The sequence below is a fragment of the Saccharopolyspora sp. NPDC002686 genome (genome assembly GCF_040295745.1).
Classification (GTDB): domain Bacteria; phylum Actinomycetota; class Actinomycetes; order Mycobacteriales; family Pseudonocardiaceae; genus Saccharopolyspora; species Saccharopolyspora oryzae.
Window position 1 is genome coordinate 1 of record NZ_JBEOVY010000001.1, and the last position, 16,059, is coordinate 16,059.

17 protein-coding genes are annotated in these 16,059 nt (G+C 70.6%); 3 read left to right on the forward strand and 14 right to left on the reverse strand.

The annotated features are described in order from the left end of the window. The 13 genes from ABTZ89_RS00005 to ABTZ89_RS00065 all read right to left on the reverse strand — a co-directional run. Nucleotides 1–245 (reverse strand): ribosome maturation factor RimM (locus tag ABTZ89_RS00005; protein WP_502949492.1); only part of this gene is annotated, 245 nt, incomplete at its 3' end. Between the two features lie 5 nt (nucleotides 246–250). Continuing rightward, nucleotides 251–490 (reverse strand): RNA-binding protein, encoded by a 240-nt coding sequence (locus ABTZ89_RS00010; RefSeq protein ID WP_093146638.1) that lies wholly within the window; start codon nucleotides 488–490, stop codon nucleotides 251–253. Then, a complete protein-coding gene (gene rpsP / locus ABTZ89_RS00015; RefSeq protein ID WP_270952888.1) occupies nucleotides 487–924 on the reverse strand; it encodes a 30S ribosomal protein S16 in 438 nt (145 codons plus the stop codon). Before rpsP ends, ABTZ89_RS00010 begins: the two co-directional genes overlap by 4 nt. 223 nt (nucleotides 925–1,147) lie before the next feature. Continuing rightward, entirely contained in the window at nucleotides 1,148–1,885 is a 738-nt protein-coding gene (locus tag ABTZ89_RS00020) for a CPBP family intramembrane glutamic endopeptidase (RefSeq protein ID WP_270952889.1), read from the reverse strand. Between the two features lie 109 nt (nucleotides 1,886–1,994). Then, a complete protein-coding gene (locus tag ABTZ89_RS00025) occupies nucleotides 1,995–2,819 on the reverse strand; it encodes a CPBP family intramembrane glutamic endopeptidase (protein ID WP_351038385.1) in 825 nt (274 codons plus the stop codon). A gap of 90 nt (nucleotides 2,820–2,909) precedes the next feature. Further along, nucleotides 2,910–3,986 carry a metal-dependent hydrolase family protein gene (locus ABTZ89_RS00030; protein WP_270952891.1) on the reverse strand — a complete coding sequence of 359 codons (1,077 nt, stop codon included), beginning with the start codon at nucleotides 3,984–3,986 and terminating at the stop codon, nucleotides 2,910–2,912. Beyond that, nucleotides 3,983–5,536, reverse strand: coding sequence for a signal recognition particle protein (ffh, locus tag ABTZ89_RS00035; protein WP_351038387.1), 1,554 nt, complete (start codon nucleotides 5,534–5,536; stop codon nucleotides 3,983–3,985). The genes ABTZ89_RS00030 and ffh overlap by 4 nt, the downstream gene beginning before the upstream one ends. A gap of 146 nt (nucleotides 5,537–5,682) precedes the next feature. After that, a complete protein-coding gene (locus ABTZ89_RS00040) occupies nucleotides 5,683–7,407 on the reverse strand; it encodes a DEAD/DEAH box helicase (protein ID WP_351038389.1) in 1,725 nt (574 codons plus the stop codon). A gap of 299 nt (nucleotides 7,408–7,706) precedes the next feature. After that, entirely contained in the window at nucleotides 7,707–8,243 is a 537-nt protein-coding gene (locus ABTZ89_RS00045) for an AAA family ATPase (protein ID WP_270952896.1), read from the reverse strand. 471 nt (nucleotides 8,244–8,714) lie between these two features. Then, a complete protein-coding gene (locus ABTZ89_RS00050) occupies nucleotides 8,715–9,053 on the reverse strand; it encodes a P-II family nitrogen regulator (RefSeq protein ID WP_270952898.1) in 339 nt (112 codons plus the stop codon). Next, on the reverse strand, nucleotides 9,050–10,378 hold the full coding sequence (locus ABTZ89_RS00055; RefSeq protein ID WP_270952900.1) for an ammonium transporter: 1,329 nt from the start codon (nucleotides 10,376–10,378) through the stop codon (nucleotides 9,050–9,052). The genes ABTZ89_RS00050 and ABTZ89_RS00055 overlap by 4 nt, the downstream gene beginning before the upstream one ends. A gap of 50 nt (nucleotides 10,379–10,428) precedes the next feature. Then, nucleotides 10,429–11,700 carry a CynX/NimT family MFS transporter gene (locus ABTZ89_RS00060; protein WP_351038392.1) on the reverse strand — a complete coding sequence of 424 codons (1,272 nt, stop codon included), beginning with the start codon at nucleotides 11,698–11,700 and terminating at the stop codon, nucleotides 10,429–10,431. Continuing rightward, nucleotides 11,697–12,386: a FadR/GntR family transcriptional regulator gene (locus ABTZ89_RS00065; RefSeq protein ID WP_270952902.1), complete on the reverse strand. Its 690-nt coding sequence runs from the start codon at nucleotides 12,384–12,386 to the stop codon at nucleotides 11,697–11,699. The genes ABTZ89_RS00060 and ABTZ89_RS00065 overlap by 4 nt, the downstream gene beginning before the upstream one ends. Nucleotides 12,387–12,523: 137 nt before the next feature. Between ABTZ89_RS00065 and ABTZ89_RS00070 the strand changes: the two genes are divergently transcribed. From ABTZ89_RS00070 to ABTZ89_RS00080, 3 genes are read left to right on the forward strand one after another with little or no spacing between them, the layout of a single operon-like run. Continuing rightward, complete coding sequence (locus ABTZ89_RS00070) at nucleotides 12,524–12,859, forward strand: helix-turn-helix domain-containing protein (protein WP_270952905.1); 336 nt, start codon at nucleotides 12,524–12,526, stop codon at nucleotides 12,857–12,859. Nucleotides 12,860–12,873: 14 nt separating this feature from the next. Next, a complete protein-coding gene (locus ABTZ89_RS00075; protein WP_270952906.1) occupies nucleotides 12,874–13,707 on the forward strand; it encodes an ImmA/IrrE family metallo-endopeptidase in 834 nt (277 codons plus the stop codon). Between the two features lie 14 nt (nucleotides 13,708–13,721). Then, complete coding sequence (locus ABTZ89_RS00080) at nucleotides 13,722–14,384, forward strand: PIN domain-containing protein (protein WP_351038396.1); 663 nt, start codon at nucleotides 13,722–13,724, stop codon at nucleotides 14,382–14,384. 73 nt (nucleotides 14,385–14,457) lie between these two features. Here ABTZ89_RS00080 and ftsY read toward each other — a convergent pair whose 3' ends face one another. Continuing rightward, a complete protein-coding gene (gene ftsY / locus ABTZ89_RS00085) occupies nucleotides 14,458–15,921 on the reverse strand; it encodes a signal recognition particle-docking protein FtsY (RefSeq protein ID WP_351038398.1) in 1,464 nt (487 codons plus the stop codon). Nucleotides 15,922–16,059: the final 138 nt, after the last annotated feature.

The following is a 16,059-nucleotide window of genomic DNA, read 5'->3' on the forward strand; positions in this document are numbered from 1 at the left end:
TCGGCGGCCTCGCGGCCGTCGACGCCCTCCGCGCGCAGCAGCAGCCGCCCGGCGTGCGGCCGGGTGGCTGCCACGGTGAGGTTCTGCCCGCGGCCCTTGCCGCGGCGCTGGGTCCCGAGCACCGAACCGGGTGCGAACCGCAGCTCAGGGCTGTCGGTGAGCACCTCGACGACGAGCTCTCCCCGCACACCGTGCGGTCGGACGATGCGCCCCACGGCGAGGGTCTCCTGCTCGGGATCAGCCATGGCGCTCAGCGGTCGGTGTCGACCACGTCGACCCGGATGCCGCGACCACCGATGCCGGACATCACGGTCCGCAGGGCGGTCGCGGTGCGACCGCTGCGGCCGATGACCTTGCCCAGGTCGTCGGGGTTCACGTGCACCTCGAGGGTGCGACCGCGCCGGGTCGTGAGCAGCTGAACGCGGACATCGTCGGGGTTGTCGACGATGCCGCGCACCAGGTGTTCAAGCGCGTCCGCGAGGACCGTCACGCCTGACCTTCCTCGGACTTCTCCTCGGCCTTGTCCTCGGCCTTCTTGCCACCCTTCTTCTTCGGGGTGGTGGCCTCGACGGTGGGCTCCTCGCCGGCGGCGGCGAGCGCGGCCTCGAACAGCTCCTGCTTGCTCGGCTTCGGCTCGGCGGTCTTCAGCCGACCCTCGGCACCCGGCAGGCCCTTGAACTTCTGCCAGTCGCCGGTGATCTCCAGGATGTTCTGCACCGGCTCGGTCGGCTGCGCCCCGACACCCAGCCAGTACTGCACCCGCTCCGAGTCGACGACGATGCCGCTCGGGTTCTCCTTCGGGTGGTACTGGCCGATCGTCTCGATGGCCCGGCCGTTGCGGCGGGTGCGGGCGTCGGCGACGACGATGCGGTAGTGCGGCTCGCGGATCTTACCGATCCGGGCAAGCTTGATCTTCACAGCCACGGGTGCTGGTGCTCCTCAGACTCTCGTTCGTGCTCCGGTGAGCACGCCGAACCACGTGGGGTGGCGATTCGGAATGCTCGTAGGTCAAATGGCCACAAGCGGTGAGAGGGACCCCTCGCGGCGAACAGCTAACCATTCTGCCAGATCCGCAGCCTCCAGCAGTCCCGGGGTGGTCCGGGAGCAGACGATCTCGTCCTGCGCGGCTGGATCCGAGCCCGGCCGGTCAGGCGGGGAGGAGCCCGAGGGAGACGAGGAGCAGGCCGAGGGCCGGGAGGAAGTTGTTCACCTGGTGGGCGACCACGCTGGCGGTCAGGCGGCCGGTGACCATGCGGGCCACGCCGATCGGGATCGCGATCACCAGCAGCAGCGCGGTGCGCTGGGGTTCCAGGTGCCCGATCGCGAAGACAGCGGTGCTGAGCAGGAACACGTTCAGCTGGCTCCAGCGCATCCTCTCCATGGCGCCCCAGAGCAGGCCGCGGTAGAGCAGCTCCTCGCACAGCGGCGCGATCAGCCAGATGTGCAGGAACACCACCACCGCGGCGATCGGGGGCAGCTCCACCCCGTCGAGCACGCTGCTCACCGTCGAGTGGGCGTTGTCCTGCCCCACCCACTTCGCCCACAGCATGGTCGCGATGGTCGTGGTGACCAGGCCGATGCCGCCGATGAGCAGGCCCGTGGTGACGTCCGACCAGCGCCACTCCAGACCGAAGTCCAGCCGCGGGCCGTTGCCGCGCACCACCGTGATCAGGACCGCCAGCGCCCCGGCGATCACCGTGGGCAGCACCAGCATGATCACCAGCGTCAGGGCGTCCGGGCTGCCGAGCGCGGCGGCCAGGACCACCGACACCAGCACGAAGACCACCTGCGTGAGGACGAACGCGCCGAACCCCCACCGGTGGGTGCGGGCGGGTGCGCGTTCCGGTGCGTCCTCGGCTGGTTCTGGCTGTTGCGTTTCGTTCACGGGCGCCTCCGTGGTGCCGATCGGCGGCGTGGCGAGCCCGTGGCTGATCGCTCGCGGGCACCGGCGAGCCGCCAGGTTACCGCTATCGGCGCCTTGCGCGGCAGCGATTTCACCTGGCCACGGCGAACAGCAGGAGTGCGGGCAGGAAATTGTTCGTGGCGTGGGCGATCATGCTGGTCGCCACCCGACCGGTGATCATCCGCGCCGCGCCGATCGCGAGACCGCCGACGAACAGCACCGGCGTGCGCCACACCTCCTGGTGAATGAGCGCGAAGATCAGCGCGGTCAGGACCAGGATCGCGTAGCGCGGCAGGCGGTAGTGCTCCAGCGCGCCCCACAGCGCGCCGCGCATCAGCAGCTCCTCGGTCAGCGGCGCGCCGAGGAAGGCGAACAGCGCGAACAGGAAGAGCCAGATCGTGCGCTCCCCCTGCATCAGCCGGGTGAGATCGGTCTCCGGCGGCGGGCCGGAGACGGCGATGATCACCAAGGTCAGCAGCCAGGACCCGATCAGGGCGGCGAACCCGCAGGCCACGCCCACCTTGAAGTCTCGCTTCTTGGGCACGATGCCGAAGTCCGAGCGCAGGCCGCGGCCGCGCCACCAGGAGAACACCGCGGGCACCAGGCCGAGCAGGACGTTCGGGGCGAAGGCGAGCAGCAGCAGCGGACCGGTGTTGGGCGGGGTCGTCGGGTCGAAGCCGCCGTGCCGCTCCGGCCGGACCGCGGTGAGGACCAGCACGCACAGGTAGTAGCCGCCGTAGCCGATGAAGAACGCGGCCAGGCCCCACGCCAGCGAGCCGCGGCGCGCGGCCTCCAGCTGGGCCTCCCAGTACGTCGGGTGCAGGTCCTGGTCGACGCCGTCCTCCGCCGGAGGCGTCGGTTGCGCGAGCGGGTCGTGCCCGTTCTCCGGCGGTTTCCGTTCCGGCTGGTCCCCCACTGCGCGCTCCCCTCGACGCCTCAACCCTAAGCGCTCGAAGAGTTCGACGCCGATCAACCACCCGGCCCTGACCTGGTGGTTCGAAGATCGTCAGGCGCCGACGACGTTGCCGCGGAGAACGATGCGGACGGGGTTGCGGAGCTCGGTGAGGTCCTTGCGGGGGTCGGCGGCGTAGCAGACCAGGTCCGCCGGGGCGCCGTGCTCCAGGCCGGACCAGCCCAGCCACTGGCGGGCCTCCCACGACGCCGCGCCGATGGCCTGCTCGGTGGACATGCCGACCCGGTTCAGCGCGATGACCTCCTCGGCCAGCACGCCGTGCGCGATGCCGCCGCCCGCGTCGGTTCCCGCGTAGACCGGGATGCCCGCCTCGATCGCCTTGGCCACCGTCCGGTCGGCCCGCTCGTACAGCTCGGTCATGTGCGAGGCGTAGGTCGGGTACTTGGTGGCCGCCGCCGCGAAGGACGGGAAGTTCTCGATGTTGATCAGCGTGGGGACCAGCGCGGTGCCGCGCCGGGCCATCAGCTCGATCGTCTCGTCGGTGAGACCGGTGCCGTGCTCGATGCAGTCGATCCCGGCCTCGATCAGCCCCGGCAGCGCGTCCTCGCCGAAGACGTGCGCGGTGACGCGGGCGCCCAGCCGGTGCGCGGTCGCGATCGCCTCGCGCAGCACCTCGTCGCTCCACAACGGAGCCAGGTCGCCCACCGAGCGGTCGATCCAGTCCCCGACCAGCTTGATCCAGCCGTCGCCGTAGGCCACCTGCTCGGCGACCGCGGCCGGCAGCTGCTCCTCGTGGTCGAGCTGGTCGGCCAGGTACGGGATGTAGCGCTTCGGGCGGGCCAGGTGGCGGCCGGCGCGGATGATGCGCGGCAGGTCCTCGCGCTCCTGCAGCGGCCGGGTGTCGATGGGCGAGCCGCAGTCGCGGACCAGCAGGGTGCCCGCGTCGCGGTCGAGCTCGGCCTGGGCGACCGCGTCGTCCAGCTCCACCGGGCCTTCCGGTCCGATGCCAATGTGGCAGTGCGCGTCGACCAGGCCGGGCAGCACGAAACCGCCGTCGAAGACGGTTTCGGCGCCCGGCACCGGGTCGAGGCTGACGCGCCCGTCGCGAACCCAGAGGTCGCGGTGCTCCCCGTCGGGGAGGACCACTCCGCGCAGGTGCAGCGCGGTCACTTCTTCTTGCCGTTTCCGAAGTTCAGCTTGGACGGGTCGAAGCCGGCGGGCAGCTCGTTCATGCCGCCCTCCAGCTTGGACAGGTCCGGGCCGCCGGGGGGCATGCCGGGCATACCGCCGGGCGGCATGGCCGGGAAGCCACCGGGCAGGCCGCGCATGCCCTTCGGCTGCGTCGGGCCCTTGCCCTTCTTGCCCTTCTTCCCCTTCTTGCCCTTGCGGTTCTTGCTGCCCCCGCCACCGCCGAAGCCGAACCCGCCGGCCATCTGCTGCATCATCTTGCGGGCTTCGAAGAAGCGGCTGACCAGGTCGTTGATGTCGCTGACCGTCACGCCGGAACCGCGGGCGATGCGCTGGCGCCGGGAGGCGTTGATGATCTTCGGGTCGGCCCGCTCGGCGGGCGTCATGCCGCGGATGATCGCCTGGATGCGGTCCAGGTGCTTCTCGTCGAAGTTGGCCAGCTGGTCCTTCATCTGACCGGCGCCCGGCAGCATGCCCAGCAGGTTCTGCAGCGGGCCCATCCGGCGCACCGCCTGCATCTGCTCGAGGAAGTCCTCCAGGGTCAGCTGGCCGGTGCCCAGCTTCTCCGCGGCCTTCTCCGCCTGCTCCTGGTCGAAGGCCTGCTCGGCCTGCTCGATCAGGGTGAGCATGTCGCCCATGCCCAGGATCCGGTTGGCCATCCGGTCCGGGTGGAAGAGGTCGAAGTCCTCCAACTTCTCACCGCTGGAGGCGAACATGATCGGCTGACCGGTGATCTCTCGGACCGACAGCGCGGCACCACCGCGGGCGTCGCCGTCGAGCTTGGTCAGCACCACGCCGGAGAAGCCGACGCCGTCGCGGAAGGCCTCGGCGGTGTTGACCGCGTCCTGACCGATCATCGCGTCGAGGACGAACAGGACCTCGTCCGGGGTGATCGCATCCCGGATGTCGGCGGCCTGCTTCATCATCTCCTCGTCGACGCCCAGCCGGCCGGCGGTGTCGACGATGACGACGTCGTGCTGGGCCCGGCGGGCCTCGTCGATGCTGCGGCGGGAGACCTCGACCGGGTCGCCGACGCCGTTGCCCGGCTCGGGCGCGAACACCGGCACCCCGGCGCGCTCACCGACGACCTGGAGCTGGTTCACCGCGTTCGGGCGCTGCAGGTCGCAGGCCACCAGCATCGGCGTGTGGCCCTGCCCGGACAACCACTTGGCGAGCTTGCCCGCCAGCGTCGTCTTACCGGCACCCTGCAGACCCGCCAGCATGATCACCGTCGGCGGGGTCTTGGCGAACTCCAGCCGCCGGGTCTCGCCGCCGAGGACGGTGACCAGTTCCTCGTTGACGATCTTGATGACCTGCTGGGCCGGGTTGAGGGCCTGGGAGACCTCGGCGCCCTTGGCCCGCTCCTTGACACCCTTGATGAAGCTGCGCACCACGGGAAGCGCCACGTCTGCTTCGAGCAGGGCGATGCGGATCTCCCGCGCGGTGGCGTCGATGTCCGCGTCGGACAGCCGCCCCTTGCCGCGCAGGTTCGTCAGGACCGAGGTGAGCCGGTCGGAAAGAGTGTCGAACACGGGTTCACGGGCTCCAGAGTCGATGGATTACCTATGCGAGGGTAACTGCCCCCGCCCGGGGTCCGGTGCGGGCTGGGCAGCGCAATCGCGGAAATGGCGCAACCCCGGGCGGCGGGACGGCCACCCGGGGTTCACCGGACATCACTTCAGCTGCGCTGGTAGTCATCGCGCCGACCGCGCGACTGCGGCGAGCGCTGCCCCTTGCGGTGCGGGCGCCGGTCGCGGTCCCGATCGCGGTCGCGGTCCCGGGCCGGACGGCGGGGACGGCGGTTGATCGACTCGCCCTCGGCGCGGGTGATGCGCAGACCGCGCCCGGCCACCTGGGTGTCGCGCAGCTTGGTCAGCAGCTCTTCCGGCAGGTCGGCGGGCAGCTCGATCAGGGTGTGCTCGTTGCGGATGTCGATGTGCCCGATGTACTTGCTGGGCACGCCGCCCTCGTTGGCCAGCGCCCCGACCAGCGCGCGCGGGGTGACCCGGTTGCGGCGGCCGACCTCGACCCGGTAGGTCTCGGTGTCCGAGCTGTTCGAGTGGAACGACGGGCCTTCGCGGCGCTGCGGCTCCGGCTCGGGCTCCAGCAGCAGCGGCCGGTCGCCCTGGGCCATGCTGGCCAGCGCGGCGGCGATCTCCAGCGCCGGCACGTCGTGGGTCTGCTCGTACTCGCGCACCAGCTCCTGGAACACCTCCAGGTCGCCCTTGGCCAGGGTGTCGGTGATGGCCTGCGCGAACTTGGCCAGGCGGCGGTCGTTGACCGCGTCGATCGTCGGCAGGTCCATCTGCTGGATCTGCTGGCGGGTGGCCCGCTCGATGGCGCGCAGTAGGTGCCGCTCGCGCGGGGAGACGAACAGGATCGCCTCACCGCTGCGCCCGGCCCGGCCGGTGCGGCCGACGCGGTGCACGTAGGACTCGGTGTCGTGCGGGATGTCGTAGTTGAGCACGTGCGAGATGCGCTCGACGTCCAGACCGCGGGCGGCGACGTCGGTGGCCACCAGGATGTCGATCTTGCCGTCCCGCAGGTGGCCGATGGTGCGCTCGCGCTGCGCCTGCGCGATGTCGCCGTTGATCGCCGCCGCGTTGAAGCCGCGGGCCTGCAGCTTCTCCGCCAGCTCCTCGGTGAGCTGCTTGGTGCGGACGAACACGATCATCGCGTCGAAGGCCTCGACCTCGAGGATCCGGGTCATCGCGTCCAGCTTGTTCGAGCCGCGCACCGGCACGTACCGCTGGGTGATGTTGGTGGCCGTGCTGGTCTTGGTCTTGACCGAGATCTCAGCGGGCTCGTTGAGGTAGTTCTGGCTGATCTTGCGGATCGCGCCGGGCATGGTGGCGGAGAACAGCGCCACCTGGCGGCTCGACGGCACGGACTGCAGGATCCGCTCGACGTCCTCGATGAAGCCCATCCGCAGCATCTCGTCGGCCTCGTCGAGCACCAGGTTCTTCAGGTTGCTCAGGTCGAGCGAACCCTTCTCCAGGTGGTCGATCAAGCGGCCGGGGGTGCCGACCACGACGTGCGCGCCGCGGCGCAGGCCGGCCAGCTGCGGGCCGTAGCCGGTGCCGCCGTAGATCGGCAGGACGTGGAAGCCGGGCAGGTGCGAGGCGTAGCGCTGGAAGGCCTCGGAGACCTGGATGGCCAGCTCGCGGGTCGGCGCGAGCACCATCGCCTGCGGCCCCTTGGCCTTGAGGTCCAGCTGGGAGAGGATCGGCAGCGCGAACGCCGCGGTCTTGCCGGTGCCGGTCTGCGCCAGACCCAGCACGTCGCGCCCCTCCAGGAGCAGCGGAATCGTCTGCGCCTGGATCGGGGACGGGGTTTCGTAGCCGATCTCGGTCAGCGCCTGGCGGACGCGCGGGTCGAGGTCGAGCTCGTCAAAGGTCTGCATGCTGAACGCGGGTCTCCTCAGTGGGGTCGACAGGGGGCTGATGGATCGCGGAAACGGCCCGGTGCTGCCCGCCGAGGAGGGTGGGCCAGGGGAGTCGGCGCGGTGGTGCAGCCGACCACGGGACAGTCGCTTGCGCTTGTCGAACCGCGCGTTCCGCTGGACGCACACCCTGTTGCCAGTCACCCGCAGCTCGATGATTCTCAGCCTGGTGCGGCGGCGTCCTAGCCGCAGCACCAGCGATCCAGCCTAGCGATCGAGATCCGCGCCCGCTGCCCCGCCCCACCACAACGGGACGCAAGTCACGATTCGACGTCCAGCCTGAGGCCTGAGCTGACCTCTTCGCGGGTCAGGAGGTGCGCTTGCCGCCAGCCGCGCGGCGTCGCACCGTCGCGGAGCCTGCGGTGCATGCGGTCCGCGCGCTGCACGTGCCGGGCGAACGACGTGCGGCGGATCAGGCGGCCGCGCTGCTGCTGACCGGCCAGGGCGTCGTCCGGGTCCGCGTACAGCCACACGAGCACTCGCTGGCGGCCGCTCATCCAGCCGAACGCGAGCAGCAGGGCTCGGGTGGTGGCACGGGTGGCGGGTTCGTGCGCGACGACCGGGCCGGGCGCGGTCAGGCAGAACCAGACGATGCGGGTCCGGTGCGCCAGGTGCACGACCGGGCGGTAGTAGCGGTAGGGCAGCCAGCCCGGCAGGACCTCGCGCAGGCGCGCGCGGACCTGCTCGGAGTCGAGCGTCGAGATGTCGGCGTCCGAGCTGAGCTTGCCCAGCACCGTGCTCTTCCCGGCGCCGGGCAGGCCGGCCAGGACGACGAGGGATCGGCGGCCGACCTGCACGGCCGGCGGAGGATATGTGACCACTGGTGAGAAGTCCGGTATGTCCACGACGGGACCAGATTACGCGTTGTTGGATCTTGTGCGGCAGATCCGCTCGCACATCTCCCGCGAACAGGAGAGGAGGCGGCCCGCCTCCCCCTGCGAGCCGCCTCCAGCGCCACCCCCTGGCGCACTTCCCGGTCCGCGCGGGCGGCCCTTCCCCTACCACCCGCGCGGTTCCCCCCTTTGCGATCGCCAGGCCCGGTTTCACCCGCCCGACCCCCAGTACGGGCGGGTTCCCATCCGGTTCCCCCTGATCACCGCGTCGCACTTAGAAGTGTGCCGGGCCACCGGCCCCGGCGAGACCGTGAAGCTCCCTGAGTCCGACTGCGTATTGCTACTCACCCACCACCCGGCCCGGTCGGAAAACCACTCACGACATGACGAAGGGCGCCTCCCGACTCGGAGGCGCCCTTCGAGAAGTCACGAGGACTAGATCGCTTCGGGACCGGTCTCGCCGGTGCGGACCCGGACGACGGTGTCGACGGCGGTCACCCACACCTTGCCGTCCCCCACCTGGCCGGTGCGGGCGGCGCGCACGATGCCGTCCACGACCTTGTCCGCATCCGGTTCGTCGACCAGGACTTCGACGCGGAGCTTCTCGATGAAGTCGACCGAGTACTCAGCACCCCGGTAGACCTCGGTGTGCCCCTTCTGCCTGCCGTAGCCCTCCACCTGGCTGACGGTCATGCCCAGCACCCCGAGCCGGCCCAGCTCCTCCTTCAGATCGTCCAACTTGGACGGTTGCACGATCGCGGTCACCAGCTTCATGCGCGGCTGCCCTCCAGCTTGCGTTCCGACTCGACCGCGGTGCGGCGCGCGGAGCGGCCCTCACCGAAGTGGTAGGCGGCCTCGGCGTGCTCGGTCTCGTCGATGCCCACGGCCTCGTCCTGCTCGCTGGCCCGGAACCCCACGACCGCCTTGACCAGCAGCGCCAGCAGCAGGCTGAGCACGAACGAGTAGGCCAGCACCGCGACCGCGCCGACGGCCTGCCGCCACAGCTGGTCCAGCCCGCCGCCGTAGAACAGGCCGTCGACCCCGGCCGGGGCGGCCGAGGACGCGAACAGGCCGATCAGCAGCGTGCCCAGCAGGCCGCCGACCAGGTGCACGCCCACGACGTCCAGCGAGTCGTCGTAGCCGAAGCGGTACTTGAGGCTGACCGACAGCGCGCAGACCGCGCCGGTGATCGCACCGACCGCGATCGCGCCCAGCGGGGTCACCGACGAGCAGGCCGGGGTGATCGCGACCAGACCGGCGACGATGCCCGAGGCCGCGCCGAGCGTGGTGGCGTGGCCGTCGCGGATCCGCTCCACCAGCAGCCAGCCGAGCATCGCGGCGCTGGTGGACACCAGGGTGTTGACCAGCACGACCGCGGCGGTGGTGTTGGCGGCCAGCGCCGAACCGGCGTTGAACCCGAACCAGCCGAACCACAGCAGGGCCGCGCCGAGCACCACGAACGGCAGGTTGTGCGGCTTGCCCGGGTCCTTCGGCCAGTCCCGGCGCTTGCCCAGCACCAGCGCCAGCGCGAGCGCCGCGGCACCGGCGTTGATGTGCACCGCGGTGCCGCCGGCGAAGTCGATCGCGGCGATCCGGTTGGCGATCCAGCCGCCGACCGCGGTCACGTTGCCCGCGTCATCGGTCGAGTCGAACGCGAACACCCAGTGCGCGACCGGGAAGTACACCACCACCGCCCACAGCGCGGCGAACAGCAGCCAGGGGCCGAAGCGGGCGCGGTCGGCGATCGCCCCGGAGATCAGCGCCACCGTGATGATCGCGAACATCGCCTGGAAACCGGCGAAGGCCAGGGTCGGGATCGAGCCGGAGAGCTGGTCCTCGCCGAGCAGCGAGCCGAGCCCGAAGAACTCGGCGGGGTCGCCGAGCAGGCCGACGCCGCCCACGTCGGACCCGAACGCCGTGGAGTAGCCGACGAGCACCCACAGCACGCCCACCACGCCGATGCTGCCGAGGCTCATCATCAGCATGTTGAGCACGCCGCGGGAGCGCACCATGCCACCGTAGAAGAACGCCAGACCGGGGGTCATGAGCAGGACCAAGGCCGCGCTCACGAGCACCCACGCGGTGTCGCCTGAATTCACATCGCCTCCCGTGCGGACCGAGTTGCGCCGCATCATGGGAAGCCGCTGTTTCAGCCGACCCGTCCTGCTGTTTCGCCGCGGTGAAATCGGGTTACGGGCGTGTTGTGACGTGACCGCCGTGCTGCACGGGACGGCACTTGGCGGTGGCGGCAGGCGAGCAGCCCCGAGATCAACCAGGCGGCGCAGCAGGCCATCAGCAGCGCCAGCGGGGCCGTCCAGGTGCCCGCCAGGTCGTGCAGGAGGCCGATCAGCAGCGGACCGGTCGCGGCGATGAGGTACCCGATGCCCTGCGCCATCCCGGACAGCGCAGCGGCGGTGTCGCTGTCCGGCGCGCGCAGCCCGATCACCGTCAGCGCCAAGCCGAACGACGCGCCCTGCGCGACCCCGAGCACGATCACCGAGGGCCACACGCCGGATGCCGGGCCGACCAGGATCCCGGCGAACCCGAGCGCGATGCAGATGGCCAGCACGGTGGAGATCGGCCGCTGGTCGCGGAACCTGCGGCACAGCACCGGCACCGCGAGCGAACCGATGGACTGCACCGCCGCCTGGATGCCGAGCGCCAGTCCGGACAGCTCAGCGCTCATGCCCCGGCCCTGCAGCATGGTCGGCAACCAGCCGAACACCACGTAGGCCATCGCCGACTGCAGCCCCATGAACGCGGTGACCTGCCAGGCCAGCGGGGTGCGCCACAGCAGCCCGGGCCGCGACGGCTGCGGCGGCGCGCCGGAACCGCGGCGCAGCACGAAGGCGCTGATCACCAGGGCCACCAGCACCGGGACGGCGAGCACCCCGAGCGGTGCCTGCCAGGCCGAGCCCAGCGCGGTGCCGACCGGCACCACGATGCTGGCCGCGAACGCACCGCCCAGCGTCAAGCAGACCGTGTACACCGCAGTGATCACCGGGATGTTGTGCGGGAAGTCGCGCTTGATCAGCCCGGGCAGGGCCACGTTCGCCACCGCGATCCCGGCGCCGACGACGACCGTGCCCGCCAGCAGCGTCCAGGTCGAACCCGCGGCCCGCAGCGAGTTCCCGACCAGCAGCACCACCAGGCAGCCGACGACCACCTTCTCGTCGCCGAACCGCTGCCGCAGCGTCGGCGCGACGAACGCGAACACCCCGAGGCACACCACCGGCAAGGTGGTCAGCACGCCGGCGAAGGTGTTCGACACCCCCAGGTCCCGCTGGATCGCCTCCAGCAGCGGAGCCACCGCGGTGAACGGCGGCCGCAGCGCGAGCGCCACCAGCACGATCAGCACCATGGTGGCCACCGCGGCGGTGCCGGCCGGGCGCACGGGCGCCTGCTGGACTCCGGTACTCACTGCTCGGTTCCCCTCTCTGCGACGACGCTGCCCAGCGACGTCAGGCACGGCTGGATCACGGCCTGCGCGGCCGCGGCGGCGGACTCGGGATCGCGGTCGGCGATCGCGTCGAACAGCGCTCGGTGGGCTTGCGGGCCGCCCTCGGACAACGCGCTGTCCGCACGCAGCTCCACCAAGCTCTCCCGCAGGCGTTCGCTCAGGTAGCGGTACATCTCGGTGAGCAGCGGGTTGCGCGCCGCCTCGACCACGGCGCAGTGGAACTCGACGTCAGCGGCGCCGAAGTCCTCTGGCGAAGCAGCGCGGTCCCGCCGCTCCAGCAGCTCGCGCAGCCGCTCGACGTCGGCGTCCTCGCGGCGCACCGCGGCCAACCGCGCGGCCTGCACGTCGTGGGCGAGCTGGACCTCGAAGACGTCCCGCAGCTCGGCCAACCGCAGCTGCCGCAGCATCGGCGTCGGATCGGCGGCCGACACCACGAACGTCCCGGCGCCCTGCCGGGCCTCCAAGCACCCCAGCTGCACCAGCGCCCGAACGGCCTCCCGGACGACGGCCCGGCTCACGCCGAGCTCGGCGACCAGCTCCTGCTCGGTGGGTATCCGCTCCCCAGGAGCCCAGGCCCCACCGGACAACTGCTCGTTGAGCGCAGCGATGACCTCGTCGACCGAAGACCGACGCCCCACAACCCGCATCCGAACTACCTCCCGCCAGACCGTAAGCGATACATCAGTCGTCAGACAAATTTCCCACCGGGCGAGAAGCACCAACAACCTTCGCCATCGGCTATGATGAATCAGATCGGAAAAAATGATTCAGATGGGGGGTTCAGGTGACTGCGACACAGGTCGGGGCAGCGGTTGACCGCGCTCGCGAGGCGGCCGGGCTGTCCCAGCGGGGCCTCGCCGACCGCACCGGCATTTCCCAGACGACCCTTTCCCGCATCATCTCCGGCGAGCGGGCCGCGAAGATGCCCGAGATCATCCGGATCGCCGACGCCACCGGCTACACCGTCGCCCAGCTGACCGGAACAGCGGCTGCTGAACGAGTGCAGTGCGCTGCTCGCGCGAGCAACGGCTCGGGCATGGAGAAGATGCGGCAGCGGCTGCTGGATTTCATCGAACTCGATGCCTACCTGGACGAGCAGGCAGTCACCGCGCCCCAGTGAAGGACAGGCAGATCATGACGCCGGAGCAGCAGGGAAGGGAAGCGGCAGCCGCCTTCCGCCGCGAGCACCACCTGGGAGATCAGCCCCTAGGTGATCTCGTCGCGCTCATCGAGCGGACAACCGGACATGATGTCGCCGTGCTGGACGCGAGTCCCGACGAGCACGGACTGACCATGCGCGACCCCGTGCGGGACGTCACCTTCATCGGGGTCGCCCGCACACGCAATCCCATGCGGCAGCGCAGCACGCTGGCGCATGAGCTCGCCCATGTGATCTTCGCCGACTGGAACGGACCACAAGGACAAGACCTCAGCGCCCGCACTGCTCAGGAGCAACGCGCTGATGCGTTCGCCCGGAATCTGCTGGTGCCGGCGGCCGGTCTCAAGGCGTTCCTAGGAGACCATGCCGCCCCGTCCGAGGCCGCCCTGTCGGCCGTCGTGCAGGGGTTCCTCGTCTCACCGGCCATCGCGGCCATCGCGCTCCACGACTGCGGATGCATCAACGCATCCACCAAGCAAGAGTGGATGGGACTTTCGACTCCACAGCTGGCAACGCGCTTCGGGTGGACCGATCAGTACGAGTCGCTCCAGAACGACTCCGATCGCACCCGCTCGCCCCAGCGACTCCTCGCCCGCACCATCGCCGGATACCGGGAAGGAGTCGTGACGGCTCAGTCGGTAGCCACCCTGCGAGGAATCACCGTCGATGCCGCCAGGAGAGAACTCGCCGACGCCGGAATCGCCCCGCGCGATCCCTCGGTTCCGTGGATGACGGCCCAGGACCTGCCGGTCGTATCAGTGGACTTGAGCGACCTGGACGACCAAGCAGGCGAGGGCGTCGCCGAATGAACCATCGCCCCATCATGGATGCCGGACCGGGCATCAACTTCCTGTCCCTCAACAAAGAACGCCTGCTCTTCAGCGTCCTGGGGGCGTTGAGCGTCCCAGAGATCGTGCGAGATGAGATCCTGCGCAAAGCTCGCCAGGATCAGCGCTTCGCCGCAGCTGAACGCGTCTGGAAAAGGCTTCCACCCCGGCTCATGGAAGTCCTCCCCGACGACGTGACCGACGAACTGGCCGCAGCGGTCCAGCGCATCAGCGGCATCCCCTTCGATCAGCGCATCCGGACCTCGAAAGACCTTGGAGAGACGATGGTCATCGCCCATGCCGTCGTCGCGGCCGAAGCCGGAGAGCACGCGATCGTCCTCATCGACGACGGCGGCGGCTGCCGTGCGGCCGCGTTCGAAGCCCAACGCCTCCAGCGCCTGCGCAACGCAAGTCACTCCGTCGGGAGCATCAGACTGGTCAGCAGCATCACAGTGTTGGAACGCGCAGCCGGGGTGAGCACCTGCCCGACAGGGACGCCATGCGAACGCTCTACTCGCGACTCCGAAACCTCGATGACGGACTGCCTCCCCTGTCCGACACGAAGCTCATGTCTCTGCCCTGCTGGCAATGAGCCGCGCAAGATCTCTGCCAGCAATACCGGGCATCTCCCCGTCGACGGCAATCAGCGCGCCACCTAGCTGCACGGAGCAGCCCCTGTCCGGACAGCAACGACCCCCGCACCGGTCGGCGCGGGGGTCGTTCTGCGTTGGCTCAGTCGAGGAGGGCGTCCACGAAGGGGCCTGGTTGGAAGGGGGCGAGGTCGTCCGGGCCTTCGCCGAGGCCGACCAGCTTCACCGGGACTCCCAGCTCTCGCTGGACCTGGAAGACGATGCCGCCCTTGGCCGTGCCGTCGAGCTTGGTCAGGACGATGCCGCTCACGTCCACGACCTCGGAGAACACCCGGGCCTGGGTCAGGCCGTTCTGGCCGGTCGTGGCGTCCAGGACCAGCAGGACCTCGTCGACCTGGGCCTTCTTCTCCACGACCCGCTTGACCTTGCCGAGCTCGTCCATCAGGCCGGTCTTGGTGTGCAGGCGGCCGGCGGTGTCGACGAGGACCGCGTCCACCGCGGTGTCCGAACCGCGGCTGACCGCCTCGAACGCCACGCTCGCCGGGTCCGCGCCTTCCTTGCCGCGCACGACCTCGGCGCCCACCCGGTGGCCCCAGGTGGCCAGCTGCTCGACCGCTGCGGCGCGGAACGTGTCGGCCGCGCCGAGCAGGACGGTCCGGCCGTCGGCGACCAGGACCCGGGCCAGCTTGCCGGTCGTCGTGGTCTTGCCGGTGCCGTTGACGCCGACCACCAGCACCACGGCGGGCTTGCCGCCGTCGGACGGGTCGCCGTGCGGCAGCGCCTTGACCGCGCGCTCCATGTCCGGGCCGAGGGCGTCGACGAGGACCTCGCGCAGCAGGGCGCGGGCGTCGTCGGGGGTGCGGATGCCGCGCGAGGCGATCTCGGTGCGGAGGCGCTCGGTGATCTCGGTGGTGGTGGCCGCACCCAGATCGGCCATCAGCAGGGTGTCCTCGATCTCCTCCCAGGAGTCCTCGTCGAGGTCACCCGCGCCGAGCAGGCCCAGCAGGCCCTGGCCGAAGGTCGACCGGGACCGGGACAGGCGGCCGCGCAGCTTCTCCAGGCGACCGGCCGTCGGCTCGATCTCCTCGATCTCCTCGGCCGCTTCCGGCTCCGCCGGGGTCGGCTCGGGCGTCGGCTCGACGCGCTCCTGGACCGGCACCTCGGGTTCGGCCGGCGCGGTCTCCGCCGGGGCTTCCGGCTGCGCCGGGGTCTCGGGCTCCGCCGGGGCCGACGGCTCCTCGGTCACCGTCGTGTCGGTCACCGCAGTGTCGGTCGCGTCCGGGAGCTGGACGTCGACGATGTCGCGGCGGACGGTGTCGCGCGGCACCGCCGCGTCGTCGCCGACTCCGGGCTGGCCCTCCACCTCGGTGCGCTCGCCCGCCGGGTGCTCCGGCGGGGCAGCCGTGGTGGCGCCGCCGCTGGACAGGCTGATGCCGCCGTCCGCGCGGTAGCCGCCGCCCTTGACGGCCTCGGTCGGCCCGGCGCTGTCTTCCCGTTCGCCCAGGCTGATCCGGCGCCGACGGTTCAGCACCACACCGGCGATCACGGCGATCGCCAGCACCAGCACCACGGCGACGATGATCAAAATCACGGTAGAGGTGGTCACCCGCCCATCCTCCCACCTGCTGATTCGGGTGCTGGCACGCGCCCCGAACCGCTCCCCGCGGCGGTGAGGAAATAACCAACAATGCGCCGCCGATGCTTGCATTTCCCGGCGGCTGTGCAATACACCACATATGTGCAG

Coding starts and splice junctions, on each gene's coding strand:
- ABTZ89_RS00040 (WP_351038389.1), bottom strand. CDS start 7,407: ATGCAGACCTTTGACGAGCTCGACCTCGACCCGCGCGTCCGCCAGGCG.
- ABTZ89_RS00050 (WP_270952898.1), bottom strand. CDS start 9,053: ATGAAGCTGGTGACCGCGATCGTGCAACCGTCCAAGTTGGACGATCTG.
- ABTZ89_RS00065 (WP_270952902.1), bottom strand. CDS start 12,386: ATGCGGGTTGTGGGGCGTCGGTCTTCGGTCGACGAGGTCATCGCTGCG.
- ABTZ89_RS00075 (WP_270952906.1), top strand. CDS start 12,874: ATGACGCCGGAGCAGCAGGGAAGGGAAGCGGCAGCCGCCTTCCGCCGC.
- ABTZ89_RS00080 (WP_351038396.1), top strand. CDS start 13,722: ATGGATGCCGGACCGGGCATCAACTTCCTGTCCCTCAACAAAGAACGC.